The 20907-nt window shown below is 67.6% G+C and carries 23 protein-coding genes; 9 read left to right on the top strand and 14 right to left on the bottom strand.

Annotated elements, in window-relative coordinates; all coding sequences use genetic code 11:
• Positions 1-11: 11 nt before the first annotated feature.
• On the bottom strand, positions 12-1328 hold the full coding sequence (locus tag AC07M8_RS09410) for an NAD(P)/FAD-dependent oxidoreductase (RefSeq protein ID WP_495174079.1): 1317 nt from the start codon (positions 1326-1328) through the stop codon (positions 12-14).
• 86 nt (positions 1329-1414) lie between these two features.
• Between AC07M8_RS09410 and AC07M8_RS09405 the strand changes: the two genes are divergently transcribed.
• A complete protein-coding gene (locus AC07M8_RS09405) occupies positions 1415-2041 on the top strand; it encodes a TetR family transcriptional regulator (protein WP_495174078.1) in 627 nt (208 codons plus the stop codon).
• 14 nt (positions 2042-2055) lie between these two features.
• Here AC07M8_RS09405 and AC07M8_RS09400 read toward each other — a convergent pair whose 3' ends face one another.
• The 3 genes from AC07M8_RS09400 to AC07M8_RS09390 all read right to left on the bottom strand — a co-directional run bounded on the left by AC07M8_RS09400 (position 2056) and on the right by AC07M8_RS09390 (position 7202).
• Positions 2056-3435 (bottom strand): carbohydrate porin, encoded by a 1380-nt coding sequence (locus tag AC07M8_RS09400; RefSeq protein ID WP_495174077.1) that lies wholly within the window; start codon positions 3433-3435, stop codon positions 2056-2058.
• Between the two features lie 82 nt (positions 3436-3517).
• Complete coding sequence (locus tag AC07M8_RS09395) at positions 3518-5965, bottom strand: membrane-bound PQQ-dependent dehydrogenase, glucose/quinate/shikimate family (protein WP_495174076.1); 2448 nt, start codon at positions 5963-5965, stop codon at positions 3518-3520.
• A 274-nt stretch (positions 5966-6239) separates the two neighbouring features.
• Positions 6240-7202: a substrate-binding domain-containing protein gene (locus tag AC07M8_RS09390; protein WP_495174075.1), complete on the bottom strand. Its 963-nt coding sequence runs from the start codon at positions 7200-7202 to the stop codon at positions 6240-6242.
• Between AC07M8_RS09390 and AC07M8_RS09385 the strand changes: the two genes are divergently transcribed.
• Entirely contained in the window at positions 7187-9346 is a 2160-nt protein-coding gene (locus AC07M8_RS09385; protein ID WP_495174074.1) for a TonB-dependent receptor, read from the top strand. The two genes, AC07M8_RS09390 and AC07M8_RS09385, sit on opposite strands and share 16 nt — an antisense overlap.
• A gap of 149 nt (positions 9347-9495) precedes the next feature.
• Entirely contained in the window at positions 9496-10512 is a 1017-nt protein-coding gene (locus AC07M8_RS09380; RefSeq protein WP_495174073.1) for an LLM class flavin-dependent oxidoreductase, read from the top strand.
• A gap of 48 nt (positions 10513-10560) precedes the next feature.
• On the opposite strand, the gene AC07M8_RS09375 is transcribed toward AC07M8_RS09380, so the two are convergent.
• From AC07M8_RS09375 to AC07M8_RS09345, 7 genes are all read right to left on the bottom strand, one after another.
• On the bottom strand, positions 10561-11280 hold the full coding sequence (locus AC07M8_RS09375) for a helix-turn-helix transcriptional regulator (RefSeq protein ID WP_495174072.1): 720 nt from the start codon (positions 11278-11280) through the stop codon (positions 10561-10563).
• Positions 11281-11393: 113 nt separating this feature from the next.
• Complete coding sequence (locus tag AC07M8_RS09370) at positions 11394-11993, bottom strand: glutathione S-transferase family protein (protein ID WP_495174071.1); 600 nt, start codon at positions 11991-11993, stop codon at positions 11394-11396.
• Positions 11994-12090: 97 nt separating this feature from the next.
• Positions 12091-12426, bottom strand: a complete 336-nt coding sequence (locus AC07M8_RS09365) for a hypothetical protein (RefSeq protein ID WP_495174070.1) — start codon at positions 12424-12426, stop codon at positions 12091-12093.
• Between the two features lie 19 nt (positions 12427-12445).
• Positions 12446-13432, bottom strand: a complete 987-nt coding sequence (locus tag AC07M8_RS09360; protein WP_495174069.1) for an alpha/beta fold hydrolase — start codon at positions 13430-13432, stop codon at positions 12446-12448.
• Positions 13433-13488: 56 nt separating this feature from the next.
• A complete protein-coding gene (locus AC07M8_RS09355; RefSeq protein WP_495174068.1) occupies positions 13489-13812 on the bottom strand; it encodes a Rap1a/Tai family immunity protein in 324 nt (107 codons plus the stop codon).
• A gap of 55 nt (positions 13813-13867) precedes the next feature.
• On the bottom strand, positions 13868-14590 hold the full coding sequence (locus AC07M8_RS09350; RefSeq protein WP_495174067.1) for a hypothetical protein: 723 nt from the start codon (positions 14588-14590) through the stop codon (positions 13868-13870).
• A gap of 41 nt (positions 14591-14631) precedes the next feature.
• Positions 14632-14940: a hypothetical protein gene (locus tag AC07M8_RS09345; protein ID WP_267396702.1), complete on the bottom strand. Its 309-nt coding sequence runs from the start codon at positions 14938-14940 to the stop codon at positions 14632-14634.
• A gap of 238 nt (positions 14941-15178) precedes the next feature.
• Between AC07M8_RS09345 and AC07M8_RS09340 the strand changes: the two genes are divergently transcribed.
• From AC07M8_RS09340 to AC07M8_RS09330, 3 genes are all read left to right on the top strand, one after another.
• Positions 15179-15367, top strand: a complete 189-nt coding sequence (locus AC07M8_RS09340; protein WP_495174066.1) for a ComEA family DNA-binding protein — start codon at positions 15179-15181, stop codon at positions 15365-15367.
• Positions 15368-15709: 342 nt separating this feature from the next.
• Positions 15710-16054, top strand: coding sequence for a PilZ domain-containing protein (locus AC07M8_RS09335; protein ID WP_495174065.1), 345 nt, complete (start codon positions 15710-15712; stop codon positions 16052-16054).
• Positions 16055-16206: 152 nt separating this feature from the next.
• The gene (locus AC07M8_RS09330; RefSeq protein WP_495174064.1) at positions 16207-16740 is read left to right on the top strand and encodes a hypothetical protein; all 534 of its coding nucleotides are present in this window, start codon (positions 16207-16209) and stop codon (positions 16738-16740) included.
• Here AC07M8_RS09330 and AC07M8_RS09325 read toward each other — a convergent pair.
• Entirely contained in the window at positions 16737-17171 is a 435-nt protein-coding gene (locus AC07M8_RS09325) for a hypothetical protein (protein ID WP_495174063.1), read from the bottom strand. The genes AC07M8_RS09330 and AC07M8_RS09325 overlap by 4 nt on opposite strands.
• 357 nt (positions 17172-17528) lie before the next feature.
• Here AC07M8_RS09325 and AC07M8_RS09320 point away from each other — a divergent pair, with 357 nt between their 5' ends.
• On the top strand, positions 17529-18062 hold the full coding sequence (locus AC07M8_RS09320) for a hypothetical protein (protein WP_495174062.1): 534 nt from the start codon (positions 17529-17531) through the stop codon (positions 18060-18062).
• A 53-nt stretch (positions 18063-18115) separates the two neighbouring features.
• Here the strand turns inward: AC07M8_RS09320 and AC07M8_RS09315 are convergent, their stop codons facing one another.
• The gene (locus AC07M8_RS09315; protein ID WP_495174061.1) at positions 18116-18349 is read right to left on the bottom strand and encodes a hypothetical protein; all 234 of its coding nucleotides are present in this window, start codon (positions 18347-18349) and stop codon (positions 18116-18118) included.
• Between the two features lie 211 nt (positions 18350-18560).
• Here AC07M8_RS09315 and AC07M8_RS09310 point away from each other — a divergent pair, with 211 nt between their 5' ends.
• Complete coding sequence (locus AC07M8_RS09310; RefSeq protein ID WP_495174060.1) at positions 18561-19286, top strand: hypothetical protein; 726 nt, start codon at positions 18561-18563, stop codon at positions 19284-19286.
• Positions 19286-20179 (top strand): metallophosphoesterase family protein, encoded by an 894-nt coding sequence (locus AC07M8_RS09305; RefSeq protein ID WP_495174059.1) that lies wholly within the window; start codon positions 19286-19288, stop codon positions 20177-20179. The genes AC07M8_RS09310 and AC07M8_RS09305 overlap by 1 nt, the downstream gene beginning before the upstream one ends.
• On the opposite strand, the gene AC07M8_RS09300 is transcribed toward AC07M8_RS09305, so the two are convergent.
• Positions 20151-20783, bottom strand: a complete 633-nt coding sequence (locus tag AC07M8_RS09300) for a PAS domain-containing protein (protein WP_495174058.1) — start codon at positions 20781-20783, stop codon at positions 20151-20153. The two genes, AC07M8_RS09305 and AC07M8_RS09300, sit on opposite strands and share 29 nt — an antisense overlap.
• Positions 20784-20907: the final 124 nt, after the last annotated feature.

Genomic DNA, 20907 nt, shown 5'->3' with positions numbered 1-20907 from the left:
GTCCTGCGCCGTCAGTGCAGCTTCAGCCGCGGCCGCACGATCCGATTGACGTGCCCGATCAGCACCAGCGCGATGCCCTTGAGCCAGCCGTGGATCGCGATCAGGTGCATGCGGTACAGCGACAAATAGACGATCCGCGCCAGCCGCCCCTCGATCGCGAGCTTGCCGCCGACCAGATTGCCCATCAGCGTGCCGACCGTCGAGAAGCGGCTGAGCGATACCAGCGAGCCATGGTCCTTGTAGACGAACGCGCGCAGAGGCCTGTCCGTCATCAGCCGGGTGAGATTGGTGAACACCGCCGCCGCCATCTGGTGGGCGGCCTGCGCGCGCGGCGGCACCGGGCGGTCGCTGCCCGGCAGCACGCACCAGGCGCAGTCGCCGATCGCGAACACCCGCTCGTCGGTGACGCTCTGCAAGGTCGGCGTCACCATTACCTGACCGCCACGCGCGAGCGCCAACCCGTCGAGCCCGCCCGGGATCGGCGCTGCCTTGACGCCCGCCGCCCACACCTGGAGATCGGCATCGATCCGCTGGCCGCTTCCCGTGGTCATGCCGTCGCGATCGGCGGCGACGACGGGGGTGTCGGTGAGGACGCGGACACCGAGGATCTCGAGCTCGCGTTGGGCCGCGGCGGCGAGCCGTTCGGGCAGCGCCGGCAGGATGCGCGGCCCCGCCTCGATCAGCGTCACGTCGAGCCGGCTGCCGTCGAATACCTCGAGGCCATAGTAACCGAGCGCCGCCGCGGCGTTGAACAGCTCGGCGGCGAGCTCCACCCCGGTGGCGCCGCCGCCGACGATGGCGACGCGCACCCGCGCATCCACCGTCGGATCGGTGGACATCGCCCGCGAGACGCGCAGGCACTGGTCGAGCAACCGGTCGCGGAACCGATCGGCCTGGGCGCGGCTGTCGAGAAAGGTGCAATTCTCCGCCACCCCCGGCGTGCAGAAATCATTGGTCACCGAGCCATAGGCGAGCACCAGATAATCGTAACGGATCGCGTGCGCGGCGATCACCTCGCGGCCCTGGTCGTCGAGCACCGGGGCGAGATGCACCTGGCGCGCGGTGCGGTCGATCGAGGCGAGCGCGCCATAGAAGAAGCGATAGCCCCAGCGGTGGCAGTGGCTGCGATAGCCGACCTCGTCCATGTTCGCGTCGAGCGAGCCGGTCGCGACCTCGTGGAGCAGCGGCTTCCAGATGTGGGTGCGGTTGCGGTCGACGACGATGATGTCGTGGCGCTTGCGGCCGTAGCGGGCGCCGAGCCGGGTGGCGAGCTCGAGCCCTGCAGCGCCGCCACCGACGATGACGATCTGGATCTTGGTCACGGCCATGGTGCAGCTACTCCTGTGAAGGGCTCGGGCCACCGCGCGGTCTGATGATAGTTGCCATGGCCGGCGGGTGTCGCCAAGGCGGCGGCGTGGAGCAGGACACGTTTACCGAGCGCAACCGCCGGGAGATCATCGCGGTCGCGACCGCGCATTTCGCCGACAAGGGCTTTGCCGGCGCGCGCGTCGACGAGATCGCGGCGGCCACCGCGACGTCCAAGCGGATGATCTATTACCATTTCGGCAGCAAGGACGGGCTTTACCGCGCCGCGCTGACCGAATCCTATCGCGGCATCCGGTCTGCCGAGATCGATGCCGCGCTCGACGAGCTGGCGCCGATCGAGGCGCTGGGGCGGCTGGTCGGGCTCACCTTCGACTATCATTTCCGCCACCCGGAACTGGTGCGGATGGTGATGGACGAGAACATGCGTCACGGCCCGCACGTCGGCTCGGTCGCCGAGGCCCGCAATGAGCTGGTGCTGCCGAACACCCGGGCGCTGATCGAGCGCGGCGTTGCCGACGGCAGCTTCCGCCCGGGCATCGACCCGGTCGACCTGCACATGACGATCAGCGCGCTGTCCTTCTACTTCGTCGCCAATCGCTACACCTTCGGGACGCTGTTCGGGGTCGATCTGCAGCAGGAGGAGGCGGCAACCCGGCGGCGGGCGCAGGTGATCGACACGGTGACGCGCTACTGCCGCGCCGATCCCGCGCGCTGACCGGCGCGCGATCATCAGAATTGCGCCTTGATCTGGCTGCCGATCGCCAGCGCATTGGGTGTCGAGCGGAAGCTGAACGCCCCGGGGTCGATGATATATTGGACGTCGGGGCGGATGTTGAGCCAGCGCCGCAGCTGGATGCCGTAGCTCAGCTCGAGCGCGGTTTCGCCCATCGGCAGCAACGCATAGCCGCCGCTGAGCGCCACCGCTTCGGCATGGAAGCGGCGTAGCCGCGGATCGACCGTGGCGCTGATCAGCCCGAGGGCGAGCGTGTCGGCATCGCGCCCGGCGAAGGTGCCGGTCTTGACCAGGCCGCCGGCATACCAGCGGGTGATCTGCGCAGAGGCCTGGGGGTTGGCGGTGAACTGGGCGAAGACCGACAAGCCCCGGCTGCCGCTACCGCGCACGATCATCTGGTCGGCGAGCAGATAGACGCCATGGCGGCCGGTGAGCGTGCCGGCCTCGCCCTGGCGCGCGGCGCGCGAGGTGTCGTAGTAGAAGCCGAGCTTGTAATGGCCCGGCATCACCCGACTGCCGGGCCGGACTCCGGGATCATATTCGACCTCGATCGGCAGCAGTATGCCGGTGGTGCCGCCGGCGAACGGATCGAACGCATTGTCCTGAAGGCCGAGGCGGGTATTGACCTGGTAGACTCCGGTGCGGATGGCGAGATCGGCGCGAGGTCGGTAGCGGAGCGCGAGTCCCCAGCGAGCATTGGGATAATTGTACCATCCGCTGTTGCCCGACATCGACAGCGGATGCGCGCAGAAGGCCGCGTTGACGAAGTTGCAGCCCAGCGGCATCCCGCCGAGATCATTGCCCATCGCGAAATAGCCCAGCCGCAGGTTGAGCTTGCCGCTCGCGACATTCTGCTCGACGCTGACCTCGCTCAGCCTGGTGTACTGGCCGCCATAGGCTTCCTGGATCGGCAGGCGGTTGCCGACGAAGTCGGACGAGATTCCGTCCCCGCGCCGGTCGTTGAGCGTGAGGTGGATCAGCGTACCGGACCAGCCCACCAGCTTGCCAAGGTCGAGGTCGACGCCAGCGCGCACCTGCTGGGTGTAAGCGGTGCCGCGGCGCAGCCCGCCGCTCACCGCGGCGAAGCTCTCCGAGACGTAATCGGCGCGCACGCTGATCCCGGCGTCGGCAAGGTCGGTACGCACGCCGCCCCAGTTGCCGGTCAGCGTGTCGCGCGCGGGAGCGGGGGCGAGCGGCTTGGCGACGCCTGCCGCCTTGGGCACGGCGGCGTCGGCAGCCTGTGCGGATCCCACCACGCTGCCGCCGGCCGGGGCGACAGCGACGGGAGCGGTCTGCGCCATCGCCGGCATTGCCGATGACGCGATCAACAGCCCGCAGGCGGCGGCTCGCGCCAGGATCTGTTCGTGCTTGGTCAAGCGGGCTCCTTCCCGCACGCGAGCCTCGCCACCGGGATCATTGGACAGGAATGGCCGGGTGGGGCGTGGCCCCACCCGGCGGTCACGACAGGCTGTAGGCGATCACATAGTCGCCGCGGTCGGGCGACTGGCGCGCGCCGCCGGCGGTGATCACGACATATTGCTTGCCGCTCCTCGGCGACTTGTAACTCATCGGTCCGCCCTGGCTGCCGACAGGCAGGCGCGCCTTCCACACTTCCTTGCCCGTCGCCGAGTTGAAGGCGCGCAGGTAGAAATCCTGGGTGCCGGCGATGAACACCAGCCCGCCCTGGGTAGCGAGGGTGCCGCCGAGCGTCGGCATGCCGATCGGGATCGGCAGCCCCATGCGGATGCCGAGCGGGCCGGTATCCTGCACCGTCCCGACCGGCACCTGCCATTTGATCTGGCGAGTGGTCATGTCGATCGCGGTCAGCGTGCCGAAGGGCGGTGCCTGGCACGGGATGCCGAGCGCGGAGAGGAAGCGATCCTTGATCACCGAATAAGGCGTGCCCTTCATCGGCACGCTGCCCATGCCGGTGTTGGGCGCCTCGCCGCCGGTATTCTTGAGCGCCTGTTTATCGCTCGGCTTGTTCTGCGTGGTCGGCTGCGGGACCATCTGCTCCCACAGGCCGAGGCGCATGTCGTTGGCGAAGATGGTGTTGGTGGTGGGGTCGATCGACAGGCCGCCCCAATTCATGCCGCCGAGCGATCCTGGAAAGCTCAGCGCCTTGTCGGTGCCGGGCGCCGTGTAGAGCCCTTCGTAACGCATGCCCTTGAAGGCGATGCGGCACAGCAGCTGGTCAAACGGCGTCGCTCCCCACATGCTTGCCTCAGTGAGCGGGCCGACCCCGATCTGCGGCATGCCGACCGATTTCGGCTGGGTGAGCGAATAAGGCTCGCCGGGGATGTTGGCGGGCTTCACCGCGACATTGTCCACCCTGGTCAGCGGCCTGCCGGTGGCGCGATCCAACACGTAGAGTTGCCCTGCCTTGGTGCCGAACACCAGCGCCGGCACCGTTCGCCCGCGCCCCGCAGGGAAGTCGATGAGGCTCGGCTGCATCGGCACGTCAAAGTCCCACAAATCGTTGTGGACGGTCTGATAGTGCCATTTCTCCTTGCCGGTGGTGGCATCGAGCGCGAGCATCGAGGCGCCGAAGGTGTGATCGAGCGCGGTGCGCGGCACGCCGTATATGTCGACCGAGGCGCTGCCGACCGGCATGAACACGGTGTTCGACGCGGCGTCATAGGACATCGCGGCCCAGACGTTGGGCGTCGAGCGCGTATAGGTCTTGCCCGCCGGCGGCATGCTGGTGAGCGCGGGGTTGCCTGGATCGAACGCCCAGCGCAGCCGGCCGGTGATCACGTCGAAGCCGCGGATCACGCCGCCCGGCATGTCGACCTGGACATTGTCGGCGACGCGGCCGCCGAGGATCACGGTGGTGCCCGCCAGGGTGGGCGCCGAGGTCAGCTGATATTGCGGATCGGGGGCGCTGCCGAGCCCGGCCTTGAGATCGACCTGGCCGTTGGTGCCGAAGCCGGCGCAGAATTTGCCCGTATCGGCATCGAGCGCGATCAATCGGGCGGTGATGGTGTTCATCAGGATGCGGCGCTGGCACGGCGCGCCGTCTGGCATGGTAGCCGGCGTGACGGGAGTCGACCCGGGCATGTTGGGCTGCTGCAGCGGCTGGCGGGCGTCGAAATAGGCAAGTCCGCGACAGCGCATCCACACCGACGTGTGGGCGTTGATCACGGTCTTCCACTTCTCGCGACCGGTGTCGGCATCGAGCGCGATGACATTGTTGTGGGGCGTGCAAATGAACACGGTGTCGCCAATCTGCAGCGGCGTGTCCTGGTCCTCGGCGCCATTGCCGTCGCTCGTCGCGATGTCGCCGGTGCGATAGGTCCAGGCGACCTTGAGCTTGTCGACATTGTCGCGGGTGATCTGGTCGAGCGCGACGAAGCGGCTGCCGCCGCCGGTGTTGCCATAGGCCGACCAGTTCTTCTGCTCGTGCGCAGCATCGACCGGCGCGAGCGCGCCTTCGACGCCGGCGAAGGACACCGGCGCGTGGGGCACGAACATGCCCGCCGCGCCACCGGCCGAGGCGAGCGCCAGCACCGCCGCGACCGCAAGGGCCGGCCGCCACGCCGGTGATCGCCCGCTCGCGGTGCGCAGCAGCGGGTAGGACAGCGCCACCACGGTCGCGCCGACGCCCATCGCCAGCAGCCGCGACACCAGCGGCCAGAAGGTGAGGCCGACCTCCCACAGCGCCCACGGCACCGTCACCGCGAAGGTGGCGGCAAACAGCAAGGCGCCGGCCGGCCGGCGACGGATGATCAGGAAGCCCGATGCGAGCAACGCGAGCCCGGCAAGCACGAAATAGAGGCTGCCGCCGAGCGCGGCGAGCCTGGCACCGCCGACCGTGAAGAACAGGCCCGCGACCAGGATCACGATCCCGAGCAGCCAGAGCCAGCTTTTGGCCAGCAGGCCTTGATGATTGTTCGTGCCCGACACGCGGCACCTCCTTTGGCTTCGATGCGCTGGAGGAACGCAGGGTTCGCGGGACGACAGGGGACCCGCATTGCCGAACCACACGACGGCCGCACCGTTCTCGTGTACTAGCTAGTACACTGTTGGGCGTGCCGCAAGTCGCCCGCTGCGCACGATGCTGGCGTGCCGATGCCATTTTGGCACGACGGGACCCTGGCTCACCGGTGCTGCCTGAGGCATGGACGGATCTAGACGGCAGTCGCCGCGGCTCCGGCTCGGCGCTCGAACGGCCGTCGGCTCACCTTGTCGCGCGAAGAAGCCCCGAAGCGGCGACCAGCGCCTGGCCATCCTTGCTCAGCAACAAGCGCACGATCTGCGACGCTGCCGGGTTGGCGTGGAGCAGGATCAGGCCGAACACCGGCTTCGGGTCGAACCGTGCGGGCACCGCAATGGCGACCAGCCCTGGCGCCGCTCGGGTCACCTCGCCCGTGGCACTGCAATAGGTCACGGCGATGTCGACGAGATGGCTGTTGAACAGTGCGGCGGTGGCATTCGCTCCGGCGCCCGCCGCTGGCGCGGTGACGGCCATCTGCCGCTCGGCGTTGGCGCGAAGCCGGGCCGCCGCGCCGGGGTGGCGCTGGTCGATCAGCCCGAACATCGCGAAGGCATAATCGCCGGAGGGATCGGCTACTGGGCGTGAGGTTTTCAGGCGAACCGCCGGATCAAGCAACTTGTCCACCATGTTGCGCCGGGTCAGTCCAAGCGATGCAGGGGCGATCAGGCACAGCCGGTTCTGCGCGAAGGCCAACGGTGCGCCGATCGCCCGCCCTTCGGCCATCAGCGCCTGCGGCGCCGCCATGTCCGCCGACAGGAACAGGTCGGGGGCCGCGCCCTTTTCGATCCGCGTGCGGAGATCGCCGGAGCCGCCGAAGGTAGGAACGATCGTGATGCCGGCCTTTTCCGCATCCACGGCCACACGTCCCACCAACGGCCGCAGGCTGCCTGCGGCATAGATCTCGACCCGCTCTCCAGGCGCTGCGGCCGTGACCGGGCCGGCTGAGATCGCCGCAACGCCGGCCGCCAAACCGAGGAGCGCCGATTGCATCGGAGTGGCTCCCGACTTGCTCGCCGTGAGACGCCGTGCGACCCGGAAACGCTTCAACATGACGGCTTTTTTATTGGACCTGGGTTTGCGTGGCGGCGAGGGGCTATGTCCGTTCGTATATAGCACCCAGGAAATTGCCTTTGTCTCGCCGGTCATTCGCCGCCTCGCTCGCCATCGATGTCAGCCTCGTCGCTGTCGCCTGCCTACTCGCTGCACCCGTCACCGCGCAAACCTCCACCACCAACAGCCGCGGCGAAATCGTGGTGACGGCGGACGCGGGCTATGGCGAGGACCCGGTCTATGGCGCCAGGACGGTGGACCTCGGGCCGCTCGGCGATCGCCCGATCAAGGATACGCCGGCCTCGATCACGACCATCCCCGAAGACCTGATCGTCAACAACCAGGTGCGCACCGTCAACGATGCGCTGCGCTATCTGCCGTCGGTCGAGGTGCGCGACCAGCAGGGCTTCGAGGTATCACGCCCGCAGTCACGCGGATTCCAGGGCAGCATCGTCCAGGACACCAGGCTGGACGGGCTGAACATCATCGGCACCACCGCGATCCCCGCGGAGAACCTCGGCAGCATCCAGGTGCTGAACGGCCTCAGCGGCGCGCTCTACGGCCCGCAATCGCCCGCCGGCGTGTTCGACTATCGCCTCAAGCGGCCGACCGCGGCGCCGCTGCTGCGCATGATCGGCAGCTTCGATTCGCAGGGGCTGTGGACCGGCCAGGTGGACGCCAGCGCGACCGAGGGGGCGATCGGCTATCGGTTCAACGCCGTGCATGGCGAAGGCGAGAGCTATGTCGACGGCAGCCACGTCAACCGTACATTGCTGTCGGCGGATATCGACCTCCACCTCGACGACCGCACCGTCCTCGAGGCCGATCTCAGCCATTATGAAACGACGGGTGACGGCCTGCCCGGCAGCATCGTCTATTTCACCGGCGGCAAGACGGTGCTGCCGGCGGCGATCGATCCCACCCGGGTCGGCTATGGCCAGCCCGGCGCCGGCGTTGATCTGCAGACCGATACCGCGCTTGCCAAGCTCAAGCACGATCTCGGCCATGGCTGGCAGTTCGAGATCGGCGGCCTCTACCAGAATGCCGACCGCGGCCTGTACGGCATCACCAACACGCTCACCGACAATGCCGGCGACTATACCGTCACCAAGAACTTCAACGCCGTGCCGCGCTTCACCGTCGCCAGCAATACGGCATCGCTGACGGGAACGCTGGCGCTGTTCGGGCTCGCCAACGATGTCGCGCTCGGCACCAACGGCTTCGTCAACGGCCAGTACAGCTCGCGCAACTCGATTGCGGTGACGCTCGGCACCGGCAATCTGTCGGATCCGACCGTGTTGCCGAACAAGGCCATGCCATCCACCGGCGGCCAATACAGATCGGCCCGGCTGTTCGTGCAGTCGATCGTCGTCGGCGACACGGTCCACCTCACCGATCGGTTCGCGGTGGCAGGCACGCTCAGCACGTCCTTCCTCTCGTCGAAGAGCTGGTCCGCGGCCGGCCAGGTAACCAGTTCCGACAGCCGCAACGGCGTGCTCAGCCCGACGGTCAACCTGATCTACACGCCGGCCGACCGGCTCACGCTCTACGCCACCTATGCCGACAATGTGGAGCAAGGCGAAAGCGCGCCGGCGGGGACGGCCAATGCCAACCAGATCCTCTCGCCTTATCGAGACCGGCAATATGAGGCCGGCGCCAAATATCAGCTGACGCCCAATTTCCTGGTCACCGCCGCCGGGTTTCGCATGACCCGCCCGCTCGCGACCACCGATGCCACGTCCAACATCTTCGCGGTGGTCGGCACCCAGCGCAACTGGGGCGGCGAACTGTTCGGGCAGGGTTCGGTGACGCCATCGCTGAGCCTGCTCGGCGGCGTCACCTATCTCGACGCGCGGCTGATCGACACCGGCGTGGCGACGACCAACGACAAGCGCGTCGTCGGCGTGCCGCGGTTCAAGGGCGACATGTCCGCCGATTTCCATCCTGCGGTGGCACACGGCGTCGCGGTGACCGGCGCCGTTCACTACGAAAGCGATCGCGCCGCGACCAACATCAACAATAGTTTCGCGCCCGCCTATGCGACGTTCGATCTCGGCGCGCGCTACAATGCCGCGCTGTTTGATCATCACGAGACCTTCCGGATCAACGTGATCAACGTCGGCGACAAGCGCTATTATTCGTCGATCGCCGACGGCACCATCGTCGGCAGCCCCGGCGCGAACACCGCTTATGCGGGCGCGCCGCGGACGCTGTTGGCGAGTCTGGAGTTCGACCTGTGAGAGCGTCGGAGCGACGTGAGGGTCCCCCAGCGGAATAGATGCGTTTCGCGGCGGCGCCGCGACGCGGGGCGAGGAGGGCCCTATCTAGCCTGATGACGCCGGGCTGATCGCCTCCGGACAGGGGCATCGGCCGGCAGCAGGAGTGTGCCATGAAGAAGATCGGGTTTCTGTCGTTCGGCCATTGGTCGACCTCGTCGCAGTCGGCGACACGCTCGGCGTCGGACGTGCTGCTCCAGTCGATCGATCTCGCCGTCGCCGCCGAGGAGCTGGGCGCGGATGGCGCCTATTTCCGCGTCCACCATTTCGCGCAGCAGCTCGCCTCGCCGTTCCCGTTGCTCGCCGCCGTCGGCGCCCGCACCAGCCGGATCGAGATCGGCACCGGCGTGATCGACATGCGCTACGAGAACCCGTTCTACATGGCCGAGGACGCCGGGGCGGCCGACCTGATCAGCCGCGGCCGCCTGCAGCTCGGCATCAGCCGCGGCTCGCCCGAACAGGTGGTCGAAGGCTGGCGGCATTTTGGCTATGCACCGGCGGAGGGCGAAAGCGATGCCGAGATGGGCCGGCGCCACGCCGAGGTGCTGCTCGAGCTGCTGAAAGGCGAGGGGTTCGCGCAGCCCAGTCCCAATCCGATGTTCCCCAACCCGCCGGGCTTGTTGCGGCTCGAGCCGCACGCGCCGGGCCTGCGCCAGCGCATCTGGTGGGGCTCGTCGTCGAACGCGACGGCCGTCTGGGCCGCGCGCCAGGGCATGAACCTGCAGAGCTCCACCCTCAAGGCGGACGAAAGCGGCGAGCCGCTGCACGTGCAGCAGGCCAAGCAGATAAGGCTCTACCGCCAGGCCTGGAAGGATGCGGGGCATGAGGGCGAGCCGCGCGTATCGGTGTCGCGCTCGATCTTCGCGCTGATGAACGATCGCGACCGTGCCTATTTCGGGCGGGGCGAGAGCAGCGACCAGATCGGGGTGATCGACAACATGCGCGCGGTGTTCGGGCGGTCCTATGCGGCCGAGCCCGAGCAACTGATCGCGCAGCTGCGCGCCGACGAGGGGATCGCCGAGGCGGACACGCTGCTGCTCACCGTGCCCAACCAGCTCGGCGTCGAGTACAATGCGCATGTGCTCGATAGCATCCTCACGCACGTCGCCCCCGCGCTCGGCTGGCGCTGACGCGGCGCACGCGGACTCGGACGCGGCGGCGAACGACGGGCAGGCGGTTCAGGCCGGCGCGTCCGTCGCCGCCGCCTCCGCGCGCCGCTCGGTCATCATTGCCAGCCAGCGGCGCCTGAGTGCGGCGCGGCGTTCCGGGTAGCGCTCGTCGAGGAACTCGACTGCCGAGAGCCGATCCGTCCGGAACATCCGGAAGCCGCCGCGCAGCTCGCACCAGGCGATCAGCATCCGCACCTGGTCCATATAGCCGATCAGGAACGGCCACACGGTGCGCGCGGTCTCGCGGCCACCCTCGTCGGCGTAGCGAATGTGCAGCTTGCGGCCCTGCAGGCTCCATGCGCGCAGGCGTGCCACATCCACCCCGGCATCGAGCCGCTCGCTCCAGCTGGGCGGGATGATCACCGATGGATCGTCGATCTGGTCACGCAGCCGGTCCGGAACGATCGCGGCAATCTTGGCGAGCACGTCGGCCGCAGCGCGGGCGAGCCCCTCGTCGGCATGGACCAGCACCCATTGCGCGCCGAGCACCACCGCCTCCACCTCGTCGGACGTCAGCATCAGCGGCGGCATGTCGAAGCCGCGCTCGAGCACATAGCCGATCCCCGCCTCGCCACGGATCGGCACGCGCTGGGCCGTCAGCGCGGCGATGTCGCGGTACACCGACCGCCGGCTGGTCTCCAGCTCCGCGGCGATCAGGTCCGCGGTAAGCGGCCCGGACGCGCGGCGCAGCAATTGGACGATCTCGAACAGGCGGTCGGCGCGGCGCATGCCGATGAACCTACAGGCCGGCGGTCAGCGGCGCGAGTACCGCAGGATGACCAAGCGCGAGCAGCGCGGCGGTCAGCAGGAAGCCGGTTGCGCCCAGCCAGCCGTCGCGGCGGTCATGCGGCTTGGTCCGGGGCCGCGTCGCGAGCCATCGCTCGGGCGAAGGCGGGCATGGCCGCAAGGCGGGTGAAATAGGCGGGGATCGGCCCGGTCGTCGGCAGGATCGCACGCGCCCAGCCGAGCGTGCCGCCCAGCATCACGTCCGCGGCGCTGAAGCGCGCGCCGAGCAGAAACGGAGCCGTCGTCAGTGCCTCATCCAGCCGACGCAGCGCCGCCGCGAATGATGCCGGCGCCGGCGCCTCGGTGCCGCCCGCCAGGCGCTGGAAGATCGCGGGGCCGAATTCAGCCTCGATCCAGCTGATCCAGGTGAGATAGGCGCCGCGGTCGTGATCGCCGATCGCCGGGGCTAGCCCCGCCTCGGTGGCGAGATCGGCCAGATAGATCGCCACCGCCGCGCTTTCCGTCACCAGCCGGTCGTCGTGGAGGAGCGCGGGTACCTTCTTGTCGGGATGCGGATTGGCGGCGTCGGGCCCGTCGCCGCTGCCATCCCGGTAGCGAATGGAGACGTAGCGCAGCTGGAAGGGCAGGCCTGTTTCCTCGAGCAGCCAGATGATCCGGGTCGATCGCGACCGTGGGGCGTGAAACAGCGTCAGCATGATGGGGGCTCCCGCGGCCGGCATGGCCGCCGACAGCTGCCTAGCCCGGAGCTGTTGCCAGCGTGGTGGCAGCAGCGAGCCGCACGCCGACCGCGGCTCAGCCCGTGCTGTCGGTCACTCGCTCGAACCACTCGGCATAAGAGGTGTTGGCGACCATGCGGCGATTGAGGTCGGGCGCACCGTCGTGCCACCATACCGGCCCCCGTTCGCCGAGCGCGACCTTGGCGCGATCCACCGCCGCGCGCGCTTCGGCAAGGCCGGGCTGATCGTCATGGCGCAAGGCAACGCCAACGGCGCGTCTCGCCTGCATCAGCTCGCTCACCAGCCCCGCGCGACGCTCGTCCGGTAGCGAGGGATCCGATCGCCGCCAGAGTCGCCCGCGAACGACGAAATAGCGGCCATCCGGTGTCACCGGCTGGCTGTCGTGGCTCACCGTGGCGACGCCCGGCCGCTCAACGTGGCCGCTCCAGGGCCGCGAGCAGCGCTGGCGCGAAGCGTTCCGGCGCCTCGATCTGGGGCGCATGGCCGAGCCCACTCAACGGCACCAGCCGTGCGTGGGGAAAGCGGCGGACTGCCTCCTGCGCCGCCTGCGGCACGGTTCTGATGCGGCCGCGCGTATCGACGGGTGCGCTCGACGCGCGGAACGCGGTAGTATCGGCCTCGCCGATGATCAGCGTGGTCGGCACCGCGATCCGGGGAATCTCGCCGGCAACCGGCTGGGTCTCGATCATGTCGGAAAGCCGCGCCTGGGCGTCGCGCACCACCGCGCCATCGCGGCTGGCATATTGGCCGGCGAGCATGGCCACCCAGCGATCATAGGCCGGGCGCCACTCGCCATGATAATAATAGCGCAGTTGATAGGCCTTGATCGTCGCCGCGCTGGTCTTGGCCTTCTCGTCGAGCAGGCCGCCGAGCGGCGTATAAGGCACGCCCTCGGCAACGGTATCGTTGAGCCCCAGCGGGTTGACCAGCACCAGCGACGACAATTCATGCGGGAACAGCAGCGCATAACGCATCGCGATCAGCCCGCCGGTGCTGTGCCCGACCAGGATCGGCTGGGTTACGCCGGCCTGTCGCAGCAGATCCCGCGTCAGGCTGGCGAGCGCGGCGAGGCTATATTGATAACCGGCGGGCTTGGCGGATTTGCAGAAGCCGATCTGGTCCGGCACGATTACCCGATAGCCATGGGCCGCCAGCATCTTGGCGGTGTCGCCCCAGGTCGCGGCGCAGAAGTTCTTGCCGTGGAGCAGCACGGCGACGCGGCCGTTTGCCGCCGCTGCTGGGGCGACGTCCATATAGGCCATCCGCACCGACTGGCCCGCCGAGCGGGTCTCGAACCAGTGAACCGGATAGGGATAGTCGAACCGCTCCAGATCGGCGCCGAGCGGGGCGGTCTGCGCCACCGCGGGCGCCGCGATCAGCCCGAGCGGCAGCGCCAACGCGCGCAGGGCCTTGGATAACGTGTTCCGGCGCGATGGTCTACGAGGGCGGGCCATCAGCCGCGCTTGCACGGGTAGGTGGCACGCAGGGCGTCGCGGACGACGAAGGCGGGCGCGTTGCCCCACTTCTTGCGATGGGTGCGCAGATATCTGCGCGCGGCGGCGACCGCCTTGATCGTGGAGGATTGATCGGGCGCCACGCAAATGACGTGCAACAACGACAGGGCGTCGAACACGCCGAGAATGTAGCCCGTGCAAAAGGTCGCGGCGGGATCATTGTCCTTACCCCGGCAATTTTCCACCAGCTGCTCGGTCTGCAGGGAACTCACCACCACCGGCGGCGGCGTGGTCACGGCAGCCGCAAGCAGAAACAGGATCATCATCGTCTCCAGGTCATTCGACCGCCCTGGGCAGAAGACCAGCGCCGGCCGCGCGTCAACCCGGCGCTGCGGCGTTCAGATACGGCAGCAGCCGCACGCGCGGGAACACGTCCTCGAGCGGCTTGGTGTCGGGCAGGATGTAGACGATGCCGCCCGCCTTCTGGAACAGCGGCCGCACCTTCTTGGTGTAGAAGCTGGTGCCGACATTAATGCAGCCAAAGGAGATGCGATTATCGTCCGGGCTGGGCGAGAGCAGCCGCTGCACCCGCTGCTCCTCCTTATGCGTAGTAATCACCGCATGCAGCGCGACCGAATCGGCATAATCCACCCACAGCACGCGCTGGTTGCCGAACGCGCGGCCAAACTTGGCGACGAACCGGCCCGCCGGGGTCGTCCGCTCGGCAGGTCCGATATCGTTGAGGCTCTTGGCGCCGACGCCAGGCGACGAATCATCGCCGACGCCGATGCCGAGCAGCACCGGGGTCTGCCCGAGAAAATCACCCTTGCCATTGAACAGGTACAGCGCGGCCGACGGCTTATCGATGACCATGTAGGGCTTGGCGCCGTTGTCGTGCGCTGCGGCCACCCAGGCGATGATGCGGCTGGCGGCCGCCGTACGTTCAGGTTCGGGCAGCGGCGGCGCCGGTTCGGCAGCGACCGGCCGAGGCTTGGCGACGGTCGCCGCCTTGCCATGCCGCGGCGCACGCTCGGCCGCCGCCGGCCAAGCCGGCGACGGCACCAGCGCCAACAGCGCTGCAGCGATGATCGTCTTGTGCAACGGCGTTGCCCGTCGATGCGCGGCCGTTGCCGTGGAAATGCTCAGCCCCGTGGCTTGCGCTGCCGCTGCTGCTGTTGCTGCACCTGCTGGTCGAGGCCGTCCACGCGGCCGTTGAGCTGGTCGATCCGCTGGCTGTTCTGCTGGGCCTGGCCGGCCGCCGCCTGGGCCTGGGTCAGCGCCTGGCCGGACGTGCCTTCCACGGTGCGCAGATGCCCGTCGATCCCGTCGATCCGCTGGTTCACGGTCGCGATCTGCCGGTTCACATAGCCCTTGGTGGCGCAGCCGCCGAGGCCGACCGAGCCGATCAGGATCATCGCCACCGATGCCTGTTTTGCCATCGTCATACGCATCTACTCACCTCGTTATTGTCTCAGGTGAGGACAGCCAAGCGTAGGCTGGCCGAGCTTGGCAAACGCTATCGGCTGAAATGTGCGAGTAATACGGTAGAGGGGTGCCGAACCGGCAATGCAGCGGCGCCGGTGACATCACCCAGGCGACGCCGCGACAACTATGGCGAATTTCCTCGTGCCTTGGGCTCGACCGCCGACCCGCGCGTTCAGCTTGGCCTCAACCACCAGAGGATAATCCATGCCGACCAACTTGAACACCGCCACCGCGGCTGACATCGACGCCATCCCTGGTCTGCAGGGGCATGGCTTCGAAATCGTCCGCTACAGATCGGAGCGAGGCGGGTTCACTGCCCTGCGGCAGCTGGAGGAAGTGCCGGGTCTCGCGGGCAAGGCCGCCGGGCTGGAGGGCGAAGTAAGCTTTGAATAACGGTCGGAAGCCGATGGCCGCTGGCGATCAGGACAAACGCCTCGCGCTCACGGGCTGGCGGAGGCGAGGCGCAGGTCACTACGGGACGAGACAGACTGGGCGCTCGGCATCTCGCTGGCAACGCGTCCCGAGACGGGCGACTGCCCCTTTTCGGCACAGCCATGGCGCCCCGCCGCTGCGCGAATCGCGGACGGGGCGCCGGCACACTCCCCGTACGCCAACTCGAAGTCTTTGCTCCTACGGCGGCTTTGCCGGCGAAAGATTAATTGTTTGGGTGGTTTAAAGCGCCGGCGTCGGCGCGAGGCTCATCAACTCTTAACCTCGTCCGGCTATGCCGGGGCCATGGCCAGCAAGCTTGCTCCGTCCGCCCGTCCCGAATGGCTCGCTCATGAAGAGCGTACTGCCGATCGCGTCGCCGTCTCCTGGGTTGCATCGATCAGCTCGCGAAAATTCGCTGACGAAGCCTGCCGCATCGTCGACATCACCCATCTTGGCTGTCGCGTGCAGCTGACGAGCCCGATCACCGTGGGGGCGCAGGTGACCATCGCGATCGCCGATTTTGCCGAGCTTGCCGGATGGGTGGCCTGGCACAAGGGCGGCGAGATCGGCGTGGACTTCAGTCATCCTTTGCCGGCGCAGGTGCTCGACAGCATCATCGCCCGCCACGGAGCCGGCGCCGTCCACTGATCGACGCCGGCTTGCCTTGCGGCGAGCCTCGTGCAGGGAACCGAGAGGACACGACAGTCGCTTGACGATCGACACGATTGGCGCTGCCGGGCGTGATCCGATCCTGTCCGACTGTCGCCTCGAGACGCCACCTGCCAAGGAATCATCGTCCCATGCTTACTCTGATCGGTGCTGCGGCCGTCGCATTGATGGCGCAGGAAAACGGCATCGCTGCAACTCGGGCTGTGCCGATGCCCGGTACGATCACCATCGCGTCGGCGACCGACGCTGCGCTGCCCGCCGTATTCGATGATGCCGTGCGGCAGGCGATGCTCGACGCCCGCTTCACCCCGCTCCCCGGCCAGGGCCACGGCCTCTATGCCGCGACGATCGCGGTGACGCAGAAATCGAGCGGGGTCGTGACCGCCGGGTCGCGGCCGGCGCCGCCGCCGCTCGCCACCCTGACCGGCGGCGTCAGCCTCAGCATGCCGGCAGGCGGCGGCCGCCTGAGTGACCTGATCGTGACCGAGCTCAAGATCACCATCACCCGGCGGAGCAACGCCCAGATCGTCTGGTCCGGCAGCGCGGTCACCGCACGGGTCACGGGCACGGCAACGGGAGCCACCGATGTCGTCGCCAAGACGCTCGCCGATGCGGTGCTCGCGCAATTCCCCCATCAGGCGGCAGGACCGATCTCGATCCCTTAATCTGTGTCGCCGACCACGCTTCCCGCTGCACGCCTGATCCGCACGGTGAGCTCGAGCTCGTCGCGCGCCAGCAGGATCTTGCGGCGCACGTCGATCGGCAGGTCGCGTTGGGCGGCAAGGAAGTCATCGACGATGGCAAGCGCCTCGCCGCTCAGTTGGCCGCCGATGAACGCATCGATCCATGCCGGCAGGAAGAAGATGCGGCGGTTCTGCCGGATCCAGAGCAGCCGGTCGAGCGCGAAACGCAGGAACGGCTGGGTGAGCCTCGCCTGCTCTGCCGCACTGAAGGCGCCAAGGCTCTCGCTGGCCCAAGATCGCCACTGTCGGCGCGCCGGGCAAAGCCGGTGGTGACCCGCCCCGTGGCGCGATTGGCTGCAGTTACATGGAGGCGGAGGGCATAACGAATGTCGGAAATTTGCGCTGCCCGCCACTGCGCGAGCGCCAGCGCCAGCGCAATGCCCGGCCCAAGCAGGAGTGCCGGCCGGACTGACCGTGTCATCGCCGATGCCTGGCCTGACCAGCCCAAGGTAGGCAGGGCGAGCGCCCCTTGCAGCCGCCGCCGCCGATCGGTTGCATCCTGCACGACCATTCCCCTCTGCGTCGACGCGTGCCGGGTAGAGCGTCGCGGCCCATTGGGAAAGCCAGCTCGACGATCGGCTAGCTGCGTCAGGGCCAATCAGCCGCCGACCCGCTCAGCCAGCATATGTTCTTTGTTGTCATTGGCTTGTCGTACCAGCCTGTGTCTCAACTCGTTGGACATAACGAGTACATATGGTTAACGCGCGTCGATGGCGGCATCCTTGTTCCTACTTTTTGCGGTGGTGCTGGCGTTTACGGGAGGGAGCGGATCGTGGATCCTGATCGCCACCGTGGTGCTGGCGGCGGCGGCGGGCACCAGGCTCCCTGATCTCGATACGCCGCTGCGGCTCGGTCACCGCAGCGCCTTGGTCCACAGCATCCTGCCGGTGGCGGTAGCGCTGCTCGATCGACGCACCTGGCCGGTCGCGGCAGGGCTGGGCTTCGGGATCGGCTGTCATCTCGCGGCAGACATGTTCCCGAACACCATGCGTGGTTTTGCCACCATCAAGCTGCCGCTGTGGGGATCGATCGGGGCGATGCCGTCCTATCTGTGGATCGCCGCCAATGCGGCCGCCAATCTGATCGGCGGGTTGGTGGTGCTGGATCGGATTGCACCCCGTCAGGTGGTGGCCGGCGCGTTGGCGGCGACCGGCGTACTCGGCGTCGCCTATCTGTTGCGCGCCCAGGGCGGCTTGTATGCGCTGGGGATTATCGCAGTGCTTGGCTGGCTGGCATTCAGATAAATCGCCCGCTCCGCCGGTCGCCGAGCTTCATGTTCGCGCGGGCGACCGCTGCATCATCTGCGTGGTGACCGCGCCGACGCTGGCGACGATCTGGCGCAACTCACCATCGTGGCTTTCAGCCGGCGGTCGCCATGCTCCAGTCCCGCGTGAAAATACCGGCCTTCCACCAGTCGCTGCTGCACCTCGCAATCCAGCGCCACCTGGCGAGAGATGTTGGCGGCGATCTTGACGATCTTGCGCGATCGACCCTCGACATCGAGGATCGGATTGTAGGTGCCTGGATCCATAGTTCCTGGGGGTTTCGATCGATTGGGTGCAGATGCCGCGGAAGGTAAATGCGATACGCCGCGGTTAGCATGTTGTTCATCTGCTACCCTCGATAGGCATGGCTCAACCGCATCAAAATCGACCCTTCAAGAGCGAGCCTGCGACCTAGCGATCATGACGGATCATCCAGGCATATTCAGCGGCGCTACACCTGCGTCGCGGCAGGAGAGCGTGGCGCGCGACCTCGGCGCGATCTTCGGTGACCGTCGCAGCCGTCCCGCCAAGGGCACCGCGGTCGCCGTTATCCCATCGCGCGACGGCCGATCTTCCTGGCGGTGGATCCTGCTCGTGGGGTTGGTCGTAACGGCACTGGCCGTGGCGGCGGCGGCGCTGTTGCTGGGTTACGGATCGCCACCGGCAGCGACCAAGGCTGCCGGGCGTGCGCCAGCCGTCGTCACGGCACGGCAGCTCAAAGCGAGTACCCCAACGATCCACGCGCCGGGCAAGCCAGCCGCCGATGCGCCCGTGATCGCTAAGCTGGGCGCAACCAGCCAGGAACATCGCCCGGCCGCCGCAGTGGCGATGAACGATCGTGAACCCCGGCCTGTTTTCCGCGGATCGCACACCGTCCGCAGCGTTGCCCAAGCCGATCGACCCCTACGGTCCCGCCCGGATGCAGGGCGGGGCGTGCGGTGCGGCGAGGCCGAATCCAACGCGCGGGCCTGGTGCCTGCGCCCGCGCGTGCTTGCGGCCAACCGCGAGCTTACCCGCTTGTACGATCAGGCGCGCCGGGCCGGCGTCGACAGCCGTGCGCTCGGCCGTCTGCGCGGCCAGTGGGCGTCAGTGCAGCGCAAGGCGAACAGCCACCCAGACGCAGCGCTGGTCGGCTACCGCAACCTTCGCCTCGACCTGCTCGATCTGCTTGACGATCAGCGCGCGAACGACCGGGACGATTGATGGCCGCTGACCCAGACTATGCTCCTGCCGCATCGCCGTCCCACCGCTACGGTAGCGTCGATGGACAACGGGTCTATGCCGTCGGCGACGTGCATGGCTGCTACGCCCTGCTGCAGGATCTGCTCGGCAGGATCGAGCATGACGCAACAGCAGACACTGCGGAGCGGCCGATCCTCATCTTCTGCGGTGATTACATCGATCGCGGCCCGGACTCGGCACGCGTCCTCGACGCTCTATGCTGGCTGAAGCGCCATGCTCCATACGACGTCCACTTCCTCAAGGGCAATCATGAGCATGTGATGCTGGGGTATCTCACCAATCCCGGCGAGCATCGAGAGTGGATGCGCTTCGGCGGGGCGGAGACCTTACGGTCCTATGGCGTGACTCCGCCAGCAGTGGATGACGATGTGGCCCGGCACGTCGACGCCCGCGACGATCTTCTCGAACGGCTGCCGGTCGCCCACCTGGTGTTTCTCAAGGACCTCAAGCTGATGCTGGCCATCGGCGATTTCGTGTTCGTTCACGCCGGGCTTCGTCCCGGCAAACAATTGAGCGATCAGTCAGAGGCGGACCTGTTGTGGATCCGGGAGGAGTTCCTTGGCGTTCCGGAGGGGTATACCGTATCGTGGTCCACGGCCATACGTGGAGCACGGATCAGCCCGCCTTCCTGGCCCACCGCATCGGCATCGACACCGGCGCCTATTCGACCGGGGTGCTCACCGCCGTCCGCATCCAGGACGGGGAGGTCGCGACGATCGCGGTACGCTCGGCCTCCACCGCGACGCAAGGCGCAGGGGATTGATCGCCCAATGCCGCGTTGGCGCTTCAGCCTGACGGATACGTCGGCGCGTCGGCAGCTCCGCTTCAGCGCACGACTGGCGCGGCGAACTTGAGGAGGTAATCCTCCATCCGGTGGACCGCACCGGTGGTGAGGCGATAGGCCTTGGCGACGTTTGGATCGAGGCTGCGGGTTTCGACCTCGAGCACGCCCGAGCCGACTAGTGCATTGACGTACCGCGTGATCAATGTGCGGCTTTGACCGAGGCTCGCCGCGAGCATGTCGATATCCATGATCCGGCCTTCGGCTTCAGCAATGTAGACCTGGAGCAGCGCGGGCCAGCTCGGCCCTGCGAGCGGGAAGGGGTGGCAGATCCTGCTCTGCGCTTCCACCATCTGCGCCTGCACCTGCGCGGTATGAAGGAGGTCGCCGGGCGCGTGGCGGGCGATCGGCTCCAGCACCGGGGTGCAGGTCGCAACGATCAGATCCTGTTGCTGGATCAGCATCCGCGACACCGAATTGCGCACCCACAATACCGTATCGTCAGGCCGGATGAAGCGCTTGACGATGTCGAATGGCTTGCCGGTCGCCTTCAACGCCGCAATGGCCTGGCAACATTCCTCGCGATCGGCGGGAGCAGTGATCGACAGCACGTCACAGCCATGCAACCGCGCCGCCGGTGTCATCAACAAGGCGCCAAAACAATCATCAGCCTGCATGATGGCACCATGATGATCCAACAGTACGTGACCAGGCAACATATCCAAGAACGCTCCTCGGCGCTACCACTCGACTACTTGGATCTATGCCAATCCGACGCAGTATTATCCCTATACTAAATTG

It is taken from the genome of Sphingomonas sp. GW821-FHT09E03, from assembly GCF_059416225.1.
The sequence above is the reverse complement of the archived record's forward strand: the minus strand, read 5'-3'. Positions and strand labels throughout refer to the sequence as shown.